The following is a 16,793-nucleotide window of genomic DNA, read 5'->3' on the forward strand; positions in this document are numbered from 1 at the left end:
AAGCCGATCGCAGCTGCTTTTGCTAATCCCCCCGCCCTTCGCCCCCCCGCTGCATGTGAGATGGATTGCGACGTGCCCCCGCACAAGGTTCTACAGGCTCAGTTGTGGAGCGAACCCTGCCCGCAGCCTGTTGCATGACCTCCTCCACGATCCGAGCAAGCTCACACAGCTGCTCTGGAGCCAGGGTGTGGTCGACCCGAAGCATCAGACTGGTCTCGCCGAGTTGCCGGGCGACGGGCAGGCGTGACGGTGGCCTGAAGTCGGTGTCGTCGAAGGCCCGCTCGAGATAGATTTCGCTGCAACCACCGTGCATGCAACTTCCGCCACTGGCCTGGATCGCCGCGACGACGGCGTCGCGATTCCAGCCGGGACGCAACCGCTCGGGCTCGACGAAGGCATAGAACCGATACCAGGCATGGCCAGCCTCTGGCGGTGGCTGCGGCACGCGCAGACCCGGTAGATGGACGAGCCGCTCGGACAGGATGGCGGCGTTCTCGCGACGCCTGGCAAGCCACGCCGGCAGCTTGCGCAACTGGATGCGGCCTATCGCCGCCTGCATCTCGGTCAGGCGCCAGTTGCTGCCGAAGCTGTCGTGCAGCCAGCGAAATCCCGGCGGATGCTCGGCGTGCACCGCCATCCACGACTTGCCATGATCCTTGTAGCTCCAGGCGCGCTGCCAGGCCGCCTCGTCCTTGAGCAGCAGCATGCCGCCCTCGCCGCCCGTCGACATGATCTTGTCGGTGCAGAACGAGAACGCGGCGGCGTCGCCGATGCTGCCGACCCGGCGACCGCCCCAGGTCGCCCCATGGGCCTGGGCACAATCCTCGATCAACCACAAACCGCAGGTGTCGGCCAGCCGGCGTAAGCTGTCCAGATCGCAGGGCCAGCCGGCCAGATGCACGGCGACAATGGCACGGGTGCGCGGGGAAAGTACCGCGGCCACGCTCTCGACGCTGAGGTTGCCCGACTCGAGGTCGACGTCGGCGAACACCGGCCGCGCGCCGCAAGCCACCACGCAGGAGACCGAGGCCATGAAGCTGCGTGGCGTCACCACCACCTCATCGCCGGGCCCGACGCCCAGCGCATGCAAGGCCAGCTCCAGCGCCAGGGTACCGTTGGTCACGGCGATGGCGTGGGGCACGTCATGGTAGGCGGCGAACTCCTGCTCGAAGGCACGCCCCTCCTCGCCGTTCCAGTAGTTGACACGGCCTGAGCGCAGGACACGCTCCACCGCCTCGCACTCGTCCTGCTCGTATACCGGCCAGTCAGGCATGGGCGACCATCCTGCCGTCACTCTGGGCGGCGGCTCCGTAGCGAAGGTTGACCAGCCGATCGCACTTGGCGTAAGCCTGTCCCGGTTGTACGCGCTCCCAACCGAGCGGAGGAGCCAGTCCTTGCGCCCAGGCCAGAAGCGCGTCCGGCAGCCTGGCGCCGGCCTCGGCACTGAACGGGTAGCCACCGCCGAAACGCGGATTCAACTCCAGCAGATAGACTTGATCGCCATGCATGAACACGTCGCAATCGAGATTGCCGACGTGCTTCAGTGCCTCGCCGATACGCCTGCCCAGCTTTATCAGGGTCGGGCTTTGCACGATGACGGCGCGATCCGTCTCCCCGGCCCGCATGGCCAGTTTCTGCTTGGCCAGGGTCGTCTGGTAGCGCCCCGTCAGGTCGTTGATGACATCCAGGCCATACTCTATCCCCGGCAAGGCCTCCTGAATCAACAGGCCCGCTCTCGTTTCCGCTCCCCGCAGGCCCTGACGCCTCAGACGCCGGCCCGCCAATTGCCAGACCAGCTCCAGTTCCTCGCGGTTCTCGACCCGCTCCACGCCGATCGAAGCGGTACCCCAACGGGGTTTGACGAAGAGAGGAAAGGCGAGCCGGCCGATGCGAAGCGCGCTACGAGCCGCCTCGAGCGTAGTGACGGTGTATGGCCCGGCGACGCCCAAGCGTCGCGCGAATGTCAAGGTGGCCAGTTTGTCGAAGCACCGCTCGATCACCTCGGGACACGACACCACTACCTGGGTACCGGCTGCGGCGAAGCGCTCCCGGGCCGACGCCAGAAGCGCCAGCTCGTGATCGTTGAGCGAGACCAGTAGACCGACCCTCAATTCGCGGCAGACGTCGAGCAAACGATCGACGTACCCCGCCGAATCCACGCGCGGCAGCGTCAGGGCGATATCGGCTTCATTCACCGCCGCTGACATGGGGGAGCTATCGGCCGCGATGACCTGCCCCGACTCCCCAAGCGCTTCGCGAAAGTAGCCCAGCAGATAGTTGCGCCTTCCTGCGCAGGTAAACAGTACGTTCATACGCGTTTCATTGCCTCCTTGAGATCGGCTGACGCCAAGGCATTGAGCAATCCGCCCGTATGCCAGAACAGCACTGACGCCTGCCTTGCGATTTCGCCGCTACGCAACATGCCGAGCAGCGCAAAGAACGCCTTGCCGGTGTAGGTGGGATCGAGGACAAGCCCGGTGGTCCGGGCCACGCCGACGATGGTGTCGAGCAGTTCGGGACGGGTGTCGCCATAGCCCCCGAAACGCCAACGGTCGTCGAACTCGACCTGCCGCTCGGGGCTGGCCAGCCCGAGATGTCCGCGCAATTCGCGGTAGGATTCGAGTACCCGGGGCCGGCCTTCTCGCTGTCGGCGGGCCACCGAGACGCCAATGACACGGGTCTCCGCCTGCCGTCGATCGAGACCGGCGAGCAGCCCCGCCTGGGTCGCGCCGGTACCGCTAGCCAGGACGATCACGTCGGGCAGGACCGTCAATTCATCGACGGCGTCGGCATAGGCCAGGCCGCCGGCCAGGCAGTGCCCCCCGCCAGGAATGACTCGCACGACGACGCCCCGCTCTTGAAGGGCACGGTGAATCCCGTCAATCGTCGTCGCGATGCGATCGGCCGCGACGACCTGGACGTTGGCCCCCGCCAGCAGCGCGACGAGCAGGTTACCTTCGGGCGCGGCCAGCTCCCTCGAGGGGCCGTGCAGCACCAGATGCGCCTCGATTCCACGCTGCGCCGCCAGCAGCGCGCAGACCCGGGCATGATTCGACTGCGTACTTCCAGTGGTGATGATCGCTTGGCACTCCGCCGGTAGCTCGGCGAAGATGCGTTCGAGCTTGCGCCCCTTGTTGCCTCCGCCGGCCAGCGGATAGAGGTCGTCGCGCGCCACCCGGATGCGATGGCCACCATGGACCAGCTCATGAACGAGCATCGCGGCTCCCGACAGCCTGCTTGTCTGATTCGTAGTCGCTGCGCAGGATGCCGTAGACGACATAATCCCGGTATTGACCGTGGGCGTACTTGTGCGCTCGCAGCACCCCTTCGCGTCGCAACCCGGCCCGTTCGTTGAGTCGCTGCATCGCCAGGTTTTCCACCCAGACGGTGGAGTAGACGCGGTTCAACCCCATCACGTCGAAGGCCAGTTCGAGCAGCAGCAAACGCACCTGGCCAGCGACTCCGGTGCCCCAGTAGTGCTTGTCGCCGATACCCAGGTAGCTCTCTGCCTTGCGATGGCGCCAATCAATGGCCAGCAGTCCTCCCCAGCCGATCGGTTGACGGCTCGTCAGATCGCAGACCGTCATGTCGCGCCGCGTGCCATCGGCCGAGACACGACGTATCCATTCCCGGGTCATGGCCTCACCGACAGGCAGCTCGAAATCCAGCGTCCGATTGATCTCGGGATCGTTCAGCCACGCCACGCGATGAACACTATCGTCATGCTCGACGGGACGCAGGTAGATCGAGCAGCCGTGCAGGAATGGCTCCATTTTCCTCTCTCCCCCGGCGTCAGCCGGCATCTCGTTTCGCACGCGCCCCGCGCCGCAGTTCGTCCAGGCGTCGACGCCCGTTGGGCACCACCTCCAGGTCGCTGCGCGCGATGACCTTGCCCAGAGTCGCCAACAGGATCTTGAGGTCGAGCCAGAAGCTGCGGTGGTCGACATAGTGAACGTCAAGCGATAGCTTGCGGGCCCACCCCGCCGTGTTGCGTCCGTGAATCTGCGCCAGCCCCGTGATCCCGGGCCGCACATCGTGGCGCCGCCGCTCCTCCTCGGTGTAATAGGGGAGGTACTCGATGAACAGCGGACGCGGCCCCACCAGCGCCATGTCGCCCCGGATCACGTTCCACAGTTCGGGTAACTCATCGAGACTGCTCGCTCGCAAGAAGCGGCCCAGCCGCCCGGTACGAGCCGCATCGGGAACCCGCTGGCCCTGCTCGTCGCGCTCCGGCCCCATGGTGCGGAACTTGATCATGACGAAGGGTCGGCCGTTGAGCCCCGCCCGCTGCTGGCGAAAGAGTATTGGACGACCGAGATGCCACCAGACCAGCCCCGCCACTGTCAGCCATACCGGCATCAGCAGCAGGCCGATGAGCACGGCGCAGAGCGTGTCGAAGAGTCGTTTCATGCGATCTCCTGTCGCCATGGCAGGCTCGGCTTCGCGGAGTTAACACAGGCACCGATGCCCCGGATGCGGGATGTCGCAGCGTTGTCCGGTTTGCCTTTGGCGGGGTTAAAGTCCGGTGATCTGGAGAATGTCGCGGTCCACCTTGTCGACATCGTAAAGTTCGCGGGCCCGCGCCAGGCTGCGGGCCGCCATGGCCTCGAGCTTGGCGGGGTCGGCCTCGAGAATTCTGGTCATGGCCGTCGCCAGTGCCGCGGCGCTGCGCGGCGCCACGAGATAGCCATTCTTCCCGTCTTCGACGGTCTCGCGGCAACCGGGGGCATCCGTGGTGATAATCGGCCGCCCGGTGGCCATGGCCTCGAGAACCGAGCGCGGAATGCCCTCGCGATAGAAGGAGGGCAGGACATAGCAGCGGCAGCCCGCGAGCGCGGCGGGGACGTCCGATACGCGTCCCAGGTAGTCGATGATTCCCTCGTTCTGCCAGGCCGCGAGCTCGTCCCTGGAGATTGCCCTCGGCCCCGTCTCGAGCGCCCCGGCCAGTTGGAAGCGGGCCAGGGGAAAGCGAGGGCGCAACTGGCGTGCGGCCGCGGCGTACTCGCGCACGCCTTTGTCAGCGACCAGCCGCGCCAGCATCAGAAACACCGGCTTCGGCGGCAACGGCGCAGGAGGAAAGCGCAGCAGGTCCACACCCGAGCCATGGACCCGGACCGTGCCCTGAGTGACCAGCCCTAACCGGGCGAACAGCCGCTGATCGTCGGGATTCTGAAAAATGGTGGTGGTGGCATGCATCAGGGCACGGCGGTAGAGCTGACGCTGGGCCAGGTGCACCAATGAGCGGCGCAGCCCACCCGTATCGGCGAAGGCGTACCCCAGCCCGGTGATCATTGGAAAGAAGCGAATGCCACCGATCCGCCCCACGGCCAAGCCGCCATAGATCACCGGCTTGGCCGTATAGGCGATCAGCACGTCGGGGCGAAAGGCCATCAGCAGGTCGCGAATCTGACGTGCGCTGTGCCAGTCTTCCCAGGGATTCACGCCGCCACGTGCCAGGGCCAGGCTCGTGTAGGTAATTCCCATCGCCTCGAGCGAAGTCCTCACGTCATCGATGGCCGCGTCGGCGCCCGCCGCGGCCAGAACCCAGTGCCCACGTTGCCGCAACCGCTGCAACAGCGGTCCGCGAAAGTTGATCAGCGAGCGGGACGTACCACCGAGTATCAGCACTCGCCTGCTGACGGCCGGCATTGCCGACTCATCCTTGTCGATCGCTTCCGTCACCTGCATTGTCATCCTCCGAGTTCTCGCAGTCGGTTCCGCCGCGCATGGAGAGGCAAGCAACTGTCATGGTCGGACAGTCGTACGGCCACACCAGGCGAGCGATTAACGTCGGCTCAGCCGAATACCGGCCGGCACCAGCCCCATGCACAGCCGCAGTATCATGTAGAGTCGGTCCGGCCAGGCTCCGCCCAGCCCGGCGATCACCCGCCGCTGGACGCGATAGCTGTGCCACAAGTAGTGCAGCCGCCGACGCCGTTCGAACGATTGCCGCGCGTGGAGCCGCTTGGCCACCAACGCGGGAGTGGAACGCATGATGGGGCACCCCGCCCGACATAGCCGGTACCAGAGGTCATAGTCGAGCTGCGAACTGAGGTGTTCGTCGTAGCCTCCCACCGCCTGGCATAGTCGCCGCTCCATGATCACCGAGGAGTGGTTGATCGGGTTCCTGCGCAGTAGCCGGCGACTGCGATCGGCTACCTCACAGGCACCTTCGTCGACCGTACACCAGCGCACGGCCTCGGCATCGCGAATGAACTGCGAAGCCGAGGCGAGATACTGCAATCGGTGGCGACGCATCAGGCCGAGCTGGATCTCGAGTCGCTGCGGGTGGGCCAGGTCGTCGGCGTCGAGGTTGGCGACGTAAAAGCCGCGGGCCTGCGCCAGTGCCAGGTTGAGGGCGACTGCCCTGCCGACCCCTGCGGTAGGGATCACCCGTATCCGATCATCCGCCGACGGCAAGCCGGCCAGGTAATCCCCCGTGCCGTCTCGCGAGCCATCGTCGACCACGATCAGCTCCCAGTCTGCGAACGTCTGCTGACGCACGCTCTCCACCGCTTCGGCGACGTAGGGGAGGCCGTCGCGCACCGTCATGTAGACGCTTACCAGGGGATCGGACATGGCTTCCTCTACGATCAGGAAGAGGCGTTATGGTGGCCCGCGGTTGCCCAGGCGAGTTTCGCTCGCCGGCGACACTTCCTGAGCAAGAGCACGCACGGTACGGGTAGCAGCAGCGACACCAGGTAGACGAGCTGCCGGGGCCTGAGCCCGGGCACGAACAGAGCCGTAATGTCTTCACCAACGGACTTGCCGTGGCTCTTTTTCTCGATGGCCCAGGTCAGGCACTTGCGATTGATGGCAGCCATCAGGCGCAGCTTGTCCCGCCACGGCAGCTCGATCGGGCCATGCGTCAGCAGCTCCACGCTGGGGTGGACGCCGGCCAGGTTGGTCGGTATTCGTGTCACCTCGCGATGTTCCATCTGCCACAGGCTGGTCACTGTGTCGCGGTAGTGGAGTCGTTCGGTCGCACAGATCGCCTTCAGCCACAGGTAGACGTCGCCGCCACGCTTGAAGCGACCCGCTGGGAAGCCGCCCAATGCCGTGAAGAAAGTCCGCCGCATACAGACGCCGTTGGTATGAATGAAATCGGCCCGACCGAAGGCGGCGAGAGCGTCGCGACGTGAAACGCAGCCGCTGGCAAGGGCAGACCGGCGGGGCCGTCGTCGTCGGCTGCCCTGCTTTTCGTAGGCATTGATGAACAGCGCAATGTCAGGGTTGGCGACGATGTCATCGTGCAGCAGTTGGAGATGATCGGGCAGGTAGCGGTCGTCGGCATCGAGAAAGGCAATCCATTCCGCCCGGGCCTGTGACACCCCGTAGTTCCTCGCCGCGTAGCCACCGGGTCCCGGGGAGTTGCGACACAGCAGCCTGAGACGGCCCTGAGCAGCGTGCCGGCGCAGAAGCTCCATCGAGCCGTCTTGGGAGCCGTCATCCACGACGATGAGCTCGAAATCGGTGAAGCGCTGGCGATAAACCGAATCCAGTGTCGCCTCCAGCGTGGCAGCCTTGTCGTAGACTGGCATGATCACGGAAAAGAACGGCATGGGACGCCCTCGGGGTAGCGAAAGGAATGGCTTTTATTGCTTATTCTGCAGGCGCTGGTACCAGGCCGAAGGCAGCATCAAGAGGGCTGCACGCGACCACAGGTGCACCGGTAGGGACATCAGGCGCAGCGCCGCCAGCTCCGCATGAGCCGAGTGACCGTGACGCTTCTTGTACATCGCCCAATCGAGCAGCACACGGTTCACCGCAGCTCGTAACTGGCGTCGCTCGCGTGCCGACAACTGCGGGGAAAGGCGTTCCAGCAGATCCACGACGGTAGGCAAGGACAGCGATTCCTTATCCGGCTCCAAGACGCCATTGTCCGCGAGTCGTAGGCTGGTGACGGTGTCGTCGTAGTGAATCGCCGGTAGCGCACAGAGCGCCCCGAGCCAGAAATGGGTTTCGCCTCCGTGGCGGTAGGGTTCGGAGAATCCCCCCAGCATCAGGAAGCGCTCACGGCGGATACAGGTGGCATGAGGTTGGATAAATTCACAGCGGGCATAGGCCGCCAGCGCATTGCGCCGGTTCATCACGCCGCGTGCGGATATTGCGATGCGTACTGGTCCTTGCTGCTCCATTCGTTGATAGGCACTGGCAAACAGTTCGATATCGGGATGCTGGGATATTGCCTCTGCCATGCGCGACAAGTGATCGAAAAGAAGCAGGTCGTGCGGATCGAAGAACATCAACCAAGCACCTCGTGCACGCTGGGCCGCATCGTTGCAAGCCGCAAGCTTGTCCACCCGCGATCCGTGATGGCGGAGCAATCGGAGCCGACCAGCCCGCTCGTAGTGGCGCAATAGCTCCAACGAACCATCGTCCGACCCCTCATCCACTGCCAACACTTCGATATCCTTGAAGACCTGACGAAACAGGGACGGCAGGGACGTACCCAGGCTCAGCACATCGTTGCACACGGGTAAGACTACCGTTATCAGAGGCATGACCGTTCATTCCCCGCACCTGCCCAAGGCAGTTAGTTATATTCATTTCTGCCTCGATGTAAGCGACATCGAGCCGGGACATGGCCTGGCTTTCCCGGCACACGCCGCTTACCGGCCCCAGAGCTTCCGGTACTGGTTCAGCACTCGCCGAACCCAGAGATTTGAAGCCGGATCGTAGTAGAAGCCGGGGCGCAGCATTTCGTTAGTCCCCACGCAGAACACCGGCTTGTTCGACTGCTTCACGATGAGGCGGGCCTGGGCGTCATCGGCCTCGTAGTACAGTCGGGCATCAGAGCGGGCATAGATGCCTGCCTTGGCCTGTGCCAGCGCGGGGGGGCGATGGGAATCCACAACCGCATCGCCGAGCATGGCCAGCGAGGCGTACTTCACTCCGGCCGCGTCCAGCCACCGCTCTACCGAAACACGGCTGGATTCAGGACGGCGAGAGACCAGCAGCCGGATCGTCTCGCTGGGCACGAGCAAGGCGGGAACTGCCTCGCCCATCGCCAACAAAGGGTCTTCCACAGGGGCAATCACCCCTTCCAGTGACATGCAGGCCCGGGCAACGACAGGGTGGTGATAGACGTTCCATTCGAATACGCGAGGATGGGACAGATAGCACAGGACGATATCGACATCGCGCCGCACTAGCCGGCTGGAATACACCGCCAGCGTGGTGGCTCGGCGCCGCAGCGGCTCCGGCAACGCCTCGAGTTCGCGACGCAGCGAGCGCCCCGACAGAATGCTGTCGTCGACCAGCAGCACGCGCTGAGCTTCGTGCGGATGGGTCAACCGGTGACGCTGGTTGCGGGTCACGCCCCGCTTCAACGGTGCATTCGACACCCAGGCGGCGAGATCGACGCAATCCAGATTGAGCATCAGCGCGATCATGAAGGCGGGGATCATGCCACTGCGTGGAATACCCACCACCAGATCCCAATCGCCCCGGAGCTTGTGGGCGGCGCCACGGATGTCCTGCGCCAGATCACCGTAGGACCGATAGTTCATGGGCAACGCGGCATTAGCATGAGATCTGCCACCTCAGCGCGAGGTGTGGCCGGCGCCCGCCCCTGCCGGCCCCTCAAGGTCAGGTCGTCGGTCTCGGCTTGCGGCTGATAGCCCAGTGGTGCCTCAAGCAACAGTTGCCGCAAGCGGGGGTAGTCGATGGCAGTGAGCGCCTGCTGCAGTTCCTGGAGATAAGCATCGAGTCGCGGCCACTCCCAGTAATGTTCTCGACATGTCATGATTCGATGGTGGCGCGTCAGTTTGACGTCACCATCAATCAGCAATTCCTCATATAGCTTTTCACCAGGACGCAGGCCGGTATAGACGATCTCGATATCGCCGTTGGGATGGTCGTCATCTCGTACTTCCAGCCCCGACAGGCGAATCATGTTCATTGCAAGGTCCCGGATGCGCACCGGCTCGCCCATGTCGAGCACGAACACCTCGCCACCGGAAGCCATGGCTCCCGCCTGGATGACCAGTTGGGCAGCCTCGGGAATGGTCATGAAATAGCGTGTGATATCCGGGTGTGTCACTGCCACCGGCCCGCCCCGCTCGATCTGCTGACGAAACAGAGGAACCACCGAACCGCTGGAGCCTAATACGTTGCCGAAGCGCACCATACTGAAGCAGGTACGGGTCTGGGCGTCGGCGAAAGCTTGGCAGATAAGCTCGGTCAAGCGCTTGGAAGCGCCCATGGCATTGGTGGGTCGTACCGCCTTGTCGGTGGAGATCAGAACGAATGATTCGACTCCCGCCGCAACTGCCGCCTGGACCAAGGCCAGGGAGCCGAAAACGTTGTTGCGAATACCCTCGGCCAGGTTGCACTCGACCAGCGGCACGTGCTTGTAGGCGGCCGCGTGATAGACGGTATGAACCGGACTAGAGGCGAAGATCGCCACTAGCGCATCGCGCTGCTGAACCGAGACCAGGAATGGCGTGATCCGAATGCCTTCCTTGACAACCAATGGATGTTGCGACAGTTCCCGCTCGATGGCGTAGAGCGCATATTCCCCGCTGTCGACCAGCAGCAGGGCCGCCGGATGCTGCGCGATGATCTGACGACACAGTTCACTGCCGATCGAGCCACCCGCCCCCGTCACCATCACCGTCTTGTTCTGGATGTTGGCCGCGAGTAGGTCTGGGAATGGCGGTACCGGCTCGCGCCCCAACAGGTCTTCCAGGGCGACATCGCGTAGCTCGCTGATGCGGGCCTGACCCGAAATGACGTCGGCGCTGCCGGGGATGGTCTTGACCGGCACAGAGAGCGCCGACAGGCGCTGCAGGATCTCGCGGCGGCGGCAGCGCGGGGCGCTGGGAATGGCCAACAGCACCATGGCCGCATGATGTTGCTCCACCAGTCCCGGTAGCACGAGCGGTTGGTGGACTCGCAGCCCCTCGACCAAGGCCCCGTCGAGGCCGCGCCAGTCGTCGACGAAGGCTACCGGCTCGTACTCCCCGCCGTGACGAAGTGCCGCCACCAGGTCGCAACCCGCCGCCCCTGCACCATATATCACCACAGGGCGACGCCGGCGATGTCGGGCATAGAGGTAGAGGGCATGCAGCAGGAAGCGCACCCCACCAATGCCGAGCAGCACCAGCAGTGCATGGATCGCCACGATCGAGAGTCCCAGGCGCTCCCCCGTGATATAGCCGAACAACGCCACAGCGCTCGCCGATACCAACACCGCCATGCCGACAATGGGCAGCATGGTGTAACACATATAGCGGAGCACCACGCGATAGAGTCCTAGCCAGTGGAAAGCCAGCAGACTGATCCCGGCCACCGCCAGGCTCGTCAGCCACAGGGCACTTTCCGCCAGCGGCGCCAGGCTCTCGTGATGGAGTGCACTCGCAAGGACCAGACTCATGATGACGGTCAGCGCATCGGCGGTCATCAACACGCAGCGCTTGATTCTGCGTGGCATCACCAGCAACGATTTCAACAGCTTCTGCATGATCCTTCTCCGTCAGGGCTGTCCATTCTCGACTCGTGAAGTGCCAGGCAAGTCGCTCTGCCTGCCCCAGGGCTCAGGCTCCGATAATGCGGGGGGAGTGACGACAGCGCTGCGCTGTTCTGCCCGACCGTCTCGGTAGCAGTGCCAGCAGAGCACCAACACCATCCAGAACAGGGTCGAACGCAAGCCGTAGTGGCTGAGCGAATAGATTAGAGGGCCCGCCACTCCCGCCCACACATAGAGCGGTGCACGCCGTAGGGCGACGAAAATGGTCGCGAGGAACAGGCCAAGCCCGGGAATGCCGTAGGAGAACAGCATGCTGACGAAGGAAGAGTGAATTTCATCGCTGTGGTAGGGCGCGAAGCGTTGGCGCTCGCCTTCCGCCGCACCGAGAATGGCATACTCCGGGAAATGGCTGAGACGATCGAAACGGCGCTCCTCGACCATCCGCTCGACCTTGACCGGGGCCCGCTCCAGGCGCGTCAGCAGGTTTTGCTGTACCTGCCCGTCGGAACGCAGGTTGGCCACCAGCACCACGGTCAGTAGCAGCGGCACCACCAGCAGCAGCCGTGCGAAATAGCGCAGTTTTCCGGCATTGGCGATAACCCAGCCGAATCCGACCAGCAGTGCGCCGCCCAGGGCGCCGAGCGAGGATGCGGCGAGGATACTGATCACTGCCGCAGCCAGACCGGCCAGCATCAAGGGACGCAGTGGAGGACGGAAGTCGTCGAGCAGCATCAGCGCCACCATGCCGCACAGCGCGAAGTAGGCCAGCTGGTTGGGATTGTTGAAGCTGCCGGTAGTCCGGATGGCTCCCGTACCGAGTTGGGCTGCGACCGTAGCGGCGGACAGCAGCAGAGCGATGGAAAGTGCGTTGCGAATCAGGATTCGGCTGGCATCGCCAGACACCCGCAGGAAGCGCAACAGCGCCACTCCCACCAGGAAGTTGTAGAAAAAGAACGCCGAGTAGCGGAAGAAGGTCATGGTTTCCATGACCAGCGCCCAGCCCAGACAGACCAGCAATACCCAGAGCACCATCAGCAGCCAGCACAGCGCGAAGGGAGACAGCTCCAGCCGCTCGTCGCCGAGGCAAGCCAGCGACATTACCCCGGCAAAGCCGAGCAGAAGAAAATCGCCGGGCTGTGGCTGGCCACTGGGAAAGACATAGAGACTGGACAGGCTCAGGCCGCAGAAAAGCAGTACGGCAGCGATCAAGTTCATGGCGGACACCCGTTGCGGCCAGACACTAGAGCTTGGCCATCATGCGGAAGACATGGTTGCGCTCGGCCAGCTCGGCATAGGAGCCGCTGTCGATGACCCTCCCCTGGTCGATCATGAATATCACATCGCAGTCGCGCACCGTGGAGAGGCGGTGGGCGACCATCACCAAGGTCTTGTCGCCGGCGATTGCCTCGATATCCTGCATCACGCGCTGCTCGGTAATGCTGTCCAGCGCACTGGTGGCCTCGTCGAGCACCAGTACCTGGGCCTGATGGTAGAACGCCCGGGCAATGCCAATGCGCTGGCGCTGCCCCCCGGAGAGCTGCACGCCACGCTCACCCACGTGTGTATCGAGTCCCTCGGGCAGCAAGGCGACCATGGCGTCGAGCTGAGCCATGCTCAACGCGCTCTTCACCCGACCGACGTCGATCTCGTCATGCGGCACACCGAAGGCGACGTTGTCGAGAATCGAGGCATCGGCCAGGAAGATATGCTGGGGAACGAAGCCAACGCTGGCTTGCCAGCTAGGCAGGTTGTCATCGGTCAGGACGGTGTCATCCACCATGACCCGCCCGCACTGCGGCCGGATCAGACCCAGCAACAGGTCCACGATGGTCGACTTGCCTGAGCCGGATTCGCCGACCAACCCCACACAGGCTCCTACCGGAATGCTCAGGCACAGGTCGTTGAGTGCAGCCTCGCGCTTGCCCGGGTAGTGGAAGTGCACATGATCCAGCCAGATACGGGTATGCGGCTGGAGCGCCCGAAGCGCCTTCCCCTTGTCCCCGTTCGTGGCGGAGCCCCGGCTCGCGATGAGGTCGTCACGGATGGCCTCGTAGGCCGCCAGGTTGCTGCGAATATTGGAGATCGAGGAGTAGATCCTCTGGTAGGCCGGAAGCATCTTGAAGCCCGCCAGGGCATAGATCGACAACGCCGGCAGGATCGTGCCCAGGTTGCCCTGGTGTGCGTTGAGCAGATACAGCACCAGCAGGATCACGGAGCCGAAAGCCACCAACTCGATCGCATAGCGTGGCGCGTCGGAGAGCCCCTGGGTCACACCCAAGCCACGAGCCACCTGCTGGCTGGCGCGGTCGAACTGATTTGTGAACGTCGTCTGGCGACGTAGCAGCAGAAGATCCTTGATGCCACCAAACCCCTCGGTCATCAGCTTGAAACGCTTGGCCTGGGAACGCGATACGCGTCGACCGTTGGAGATCAGGAAGCGACGTACTGTCTTGTATAACAACAGATAGGCGGCGACGAAGATGGCAACACCGCAAGTGGCCACGACGGGGTTGTAGAGGAAGATCGTCAATGACATGCAAGTCACCATCACCAACTTGGCGTTGAGCTGCATGCAAGGATTGATGATCTTGGTGGCGACGCGCTGAACCTCCTGGGAAGCCCGATTGATCAGCCGACTGCTGCTTCCGCCGGCATGAAACAGCCACGGCTGGAGCAGGTAGTAGCGGTAGAGGCGACTGGAAAGATCGGCGCCCACCTGGGCGCCATAGAGTGACAGTCGCCAAGTGGTATACATCGAGAACAGCGCGGCCAGCAGCAGCACCGCCAGCACGCCTGCCCCCATCAGGGTAAGGAACTGTTCGGGACTGCCCGCACCGCTCATACGATAGGCTCGAGCCAGCCAGCCCTCTTCCAGGCGCCCCAGGTCGCCCACCACGGCCATGAACGGCCCGATGGAGACGACGCTGGCTACCTCGGCGAACGCCATCACGATGATCAAGCCCTGGAGTCGCAGCAGGCGGCGACGCTGGCTCGACGTCAACAGTGAGTAGAGTTCACGCAGTTGGGTCACCATATCCTTATCACCGGTAAGCGTAGAGATAGTTGCCGTAGTGTCCGTAACGGCTGGTCGGCTTTTCCAGGCCATTGAGGATGGCACCCTTGAGACGCACCCCGGCACTCTCCAGGCGCCGCTTGGCGGCCCGGATCTCGGCGGGTGGATTGACCCCGAAGCGCACCACCATCAGGCTGGTGCCGGCCAGCTTGCCGACCACGGCGGCATCGGTGACAGCCAGGACGGGGGGTGTATCGATCACCACCAGGTCATAGCGTGCACTCATGGCCTGCAGAAAGTCGTGGAAGCCATGCTGCATCAGCAGCTCCGATGGATTTGGCGGTACCGTGCCGCGCGTCACGTAGTGCAATCCCTCGATCTCGCTCGCACGAACCACTTCGTCCTGATCGATGCGCTGGGCCAGCAGCTCCGACAGCCCGGGGACACTCTTGTCGCCAAAGGCGTGGTGGAGTCGTCCACGGCGCATGTCGGCATCGATCAGCAGGACGCGCTGGCCGGACTGGGCACATACCGCCGCCAGATTGGCGGCGATGAAACTCTTGCCTACCCCGGGTCCCGCCCCGGCAATCATCAGCCGGTTATTCCCCGCCTCGAGCATGGCGAAGTAGAGGCTGGTGCGCAGGCTGCGCAAAGCCTCGGCAGCGATCTCCATGGGCTGTTCGAGAACCAACAGGCCACGGAAGACCTCTTGGGTCTGCTTGACGCCGGCAGGACGGATGCGTCGCGTCAACTTGGTTTGCTCCGCTGACTCGGGCAGTGTCGCGTAAACCGGCAGGCCGATTTCCTCGAGCTGGTCGGGGCTCTTGATCGCTTGGCTCAGCAGCAGGCGCAGGATCACCCAGAACGCTGCCAGCAGCGCGCCGATCAGACCGCTGATCACGGTGGTCAGCATGATGCGCGGTGTGATCGTCCCGCTTTGCATGACCGCCTCATCGAGGATGCGCACGTTGCCCACGGTCCCTGCCTTGAGCAGGCGCATCTCCTGGCGCTGGTTGAGAAGTTGCACGTAGACCTGCTGGTTGACCTGGGTATCGCGGGTCAGCCGCAGCACCTCCTGCTGTGTCTCGGGCAGATCGCCAATCAGCTCATTCAAGCGGTCACGCTCGGCCTGCAACTGGGAGCGCTGGCGCATCAATGACTGGTAACTGGGATGGGTAGGGCGAAAGCGCTCGGCCAGGTCCGCTTCGGTGAGGGACAACTCGGTGAGCTGGTTCTCCACCTCCACCAGGCGATTGAGCAGGTTCTGGGTCTCGAAGGTCAGGTCCACCGAGTCGCGCTGGGCGCGATACGAGTTGAGCCGGCTTTCGGCATCGGTCAGTTGCACGTTGACCTGCGGGATCTGCTCGTCGAGGAAGTCGAGCTGCTGTTCGGCTTCCGCCGAATGGCGCTGCACGTTCTGGGTCAGGAATACCCCAGCGAGAGTATCGAGTGTCCTCTGGGTCAGGTCGGGATCGGTCCCGCTCAGCAGCACCTGATAGACGCCCGAATCCTCGCTCCGGGGTACGATCAGGAAACGCCGCTTGAGGTCGGCGATCGCACTGAGCTGGGACACGCGCTCGATAGTGAATTCCGCCCCAGGGTGTGCATCAAGCTGGCTGACGAAGAGCCGGTAGCCCGCTTCGCCGCTAACGGTCTGACCAACCCGTCCGGCCATCAGCAGCTCCTCGCCGAGACGCAATTCATAGGTCTCCGCACCGGTCACGCGTAGCACGTGCCGAACACCAATACGTTCGGAAGGTATCTCGAAACGCGAGACCTTCAGCGACTCGCCCGCCCATACATAGGGCGTTTCCCCTGCGGGGGCCGAGCCAGCCAGCCGGTCACGCAGCACAGCCGGTGTCAAACGCTCGAACCAGGCTTGGTCGAACCCGTGATTTACCAGGAAATCACCCACCCACGGCAGGCGCCGCGGCGTAATCCGGATGGCCAGGTCGAGCCGGTCCACGGTTTCCCCCATCACCATGCGTGACTGCAGTATCTCCAACTCGGCCGAGGTCGGGTTGCCTGCCTGTTCCCTGCCGGCCAGCGGCCCGGATACGCTTAGCGATGCGCTATGATTCTCGACCTGGATCAATGCATCCGACTGATACACACGGGGCTGTGAACTCGAATGAAAATAGCCCGCCAGCATAAAAAGAACGATGACCCCAAGGATGATGAATTTCTTGTCGATAAGCGCATCGAAAAGCTTCCTAAGGCTGAGATCATTGCTCTCGCCCGAGGTCGGCGAGGGGGCAGGAGGGTTGGAAAAAACCGTCATGATCGTGCCCCCTTAACTCGTGAAGC

The 16,793-nt window shown here is 63.7% G+C and carries 14 protein-coding genes; all 14 read right to left on the bottom strand.

Annotation, left to right across the window (positions count from 1 at the left end; all coding sequences use genetic code 11):
* Positions 1-22: 22 nt before the first annotated feature.
* On the bottom strand, positions 23-1,273 hold the full coding sequence (locus DIS04_RS14130) for a DegT/DnrJ/EryC1/StrS family aminotransferase (protein ID WP_111414432.1): 1,251 nt from the start codon (positions 1,271-1,273) through the stop codon (positions 23-25).
* Positions 1,266-2,312, bottom strand: coding sequence for an ATP-grasp domain-containing protein (locus tag DIS04_RS14135; RefSeq protein ID WP_111414433.1), 1,047 nt, complete (start codon positions 2,310-2,312; stop codon positions 1,266-1,268). The genes DIS04_RS14130 and DIS04_RS14135 overlap by 8 nt, the downstream gene beginning before the upstream one ends.
* The gene (locus tag DIS04_RS14140; protein ID WP_162623074.1) at positions 2,309-3,217 is read right to left on the bottom strand and encodes a 1-aminocyclopropane-1-carboxylate deaminase/D-cysteine desulfhydrase; all 909 of its coding nucleotides are present in this window, start codon (positions 3,215-3,217) and stop codon (positions 2,309-2,311) included. Before DIS04_RS14140 ends, DIS04_RS14135 begins: the two co-directional genes overlap by 4 nt.
* A complete protein-coding gene (locus DIS04_RS14145; RefSeq protein ID WP_162623075.1) occupies positions 3,204-3,773 on the bottom strand; it encodes a GNAT family N-acetyltransferase in 570 nt (189 codons plus the stop codon). Before DIS04_RS14145 ends, DIS04_RS14140 begins: the two co-directional genes overlap by 14 nt.
* Positions 3,774-3,792: 19 nt before the next feature.
* On the bottom strand, positions 3,793-4,410 hold the full coding sequence (locus DIS04_RS14150) for a sugar transferase (RefSeq protein ID WP_281270204.1): 618 nt from the start codon (positions 4,408-4,410) through the stop codon (positions 3,793-3,795).
* A 105-nt stretch (positions 4,411-4,515) separates the two neighbouring features.
* A complete protein-coding gene (locus tag DIS04_RS14155; RefSeq protein ID WP_218938167.1) occupies positions 4,516-5,688 on the bottom strand; it encodes a glycosyltransferase family 4 protein in 1,173 nt (390 codons plus the stop codon).
* A 96-nt stretch (positions 5,689-5,784) separates the two neighbouring features.
* Positions 5,785-6,579 carry a glycosyltransferase family 2 protein gene (locus DIS04_RS14160; RefSeq protein WP_111414437.1) on the bottom strand — a complete coding sequence of 265 codons (795 nt, stop codon included), beginning with the start codon at positions 6,577-6,579 and terminating at the stop codon, positions 5,785-5,787.
* Between the two features lie 14 nt (positions 6,580-6,593).
* Positions 6,594-7,562, bottom strand: a complete 969-nt coding sequence (locus DIS04_RS14165) for a glycosyltransferase family A protein (RefSeq protein WP_111414438.1) — start codon at positions 7,560-7,562, stop codon at positions 6,594-6,596.
* A gap of 33 nt (positions 7,563-7,595) precedes the next feature.
* On the bottom strand, positions 7,596-8,504 hold the full coding sequence (locus tag DIS04_RS14170) for a glycosyltransferase family A protein (RefSeq protein ID WP_111414439.1): 909 nt from the start codon (positions 8,502-8,504) through the stop codon (positions 7,596-7,598).
* Positions 8,505-8,612: 108 nt separating this feature from the next.
* Complete coding sequence (locus tag DIS04_RS14175; protein WP_111414440.1) at positions 8,613-9,512, bottom strand: phosphoribosyltransferase family protein; 900 nt, start codon at positions 9,510-9,512, stop codon at positions 8,613-8,615.
* On the bottom strand, positions 9,509-11,467 hold the full coding sequence (locus DIS04_RS14180) for a polysaccharide biosynthesis protein (RefSeq protein WP_111414441.1): 1,959 nt from the start codon (positions 11,465-11,467) through the stop codon (positions 9,509-9,511). The genes DIS04_RS14175 and DIS04_RS14180 overlap by 4 nt, the downstream gene beginning before the upstream one ends.
* A 12-nt stretch (positions 11,468-11,479) precedes the next feature.
* Positions 11,480-12,688: a hypothetical protein gene (locus DIS04_RS14185; protein ID WP_111414442.1), complete on the bottom strand. Its 1,209-nt coding sequence runs from the start codon at positions 12,686-12,688 to the stop codon at positions 11,480-11,482.
* Between the two features lie 25 nt (positions 12,689-12,713).
* Entirely contained in the window at positions 12,714-14,507 is a 1,794-nt protein-coding gene (locus DIS04_RS14190) for an ABC transporter ATP-binding protein (RefSeq protein WP_111414443.1), read from the bottom strand.
* A gap of 7 nt (positions 14,508-14,514) precedes the next feature.
* Complete coding sequence (locus DIS04_RS14195; protein ID WP_111414444.1) at positions 14,515-16,767, bottom strand: polysaccharide biosynthesis tyrosine autokinase; 2,253 nt, start codon at positions 16,765-16,767, stop codon at positions 14,515-14,517.
* Between the last annotated feature and the right edge of the window lie 26 nt (positions 16,768-16,793).

It is taken from the genome of Billgrantia lactosivorans, assembly GCF_003254665.1.
GTDB classification, from domain to species: domain Bacteria; phylum Pseudomonadota; class Gammaproteobacteria; order Pseudomonadales; family Halomonadaceae; genus Halomonas; species Halomonas lactosivorans.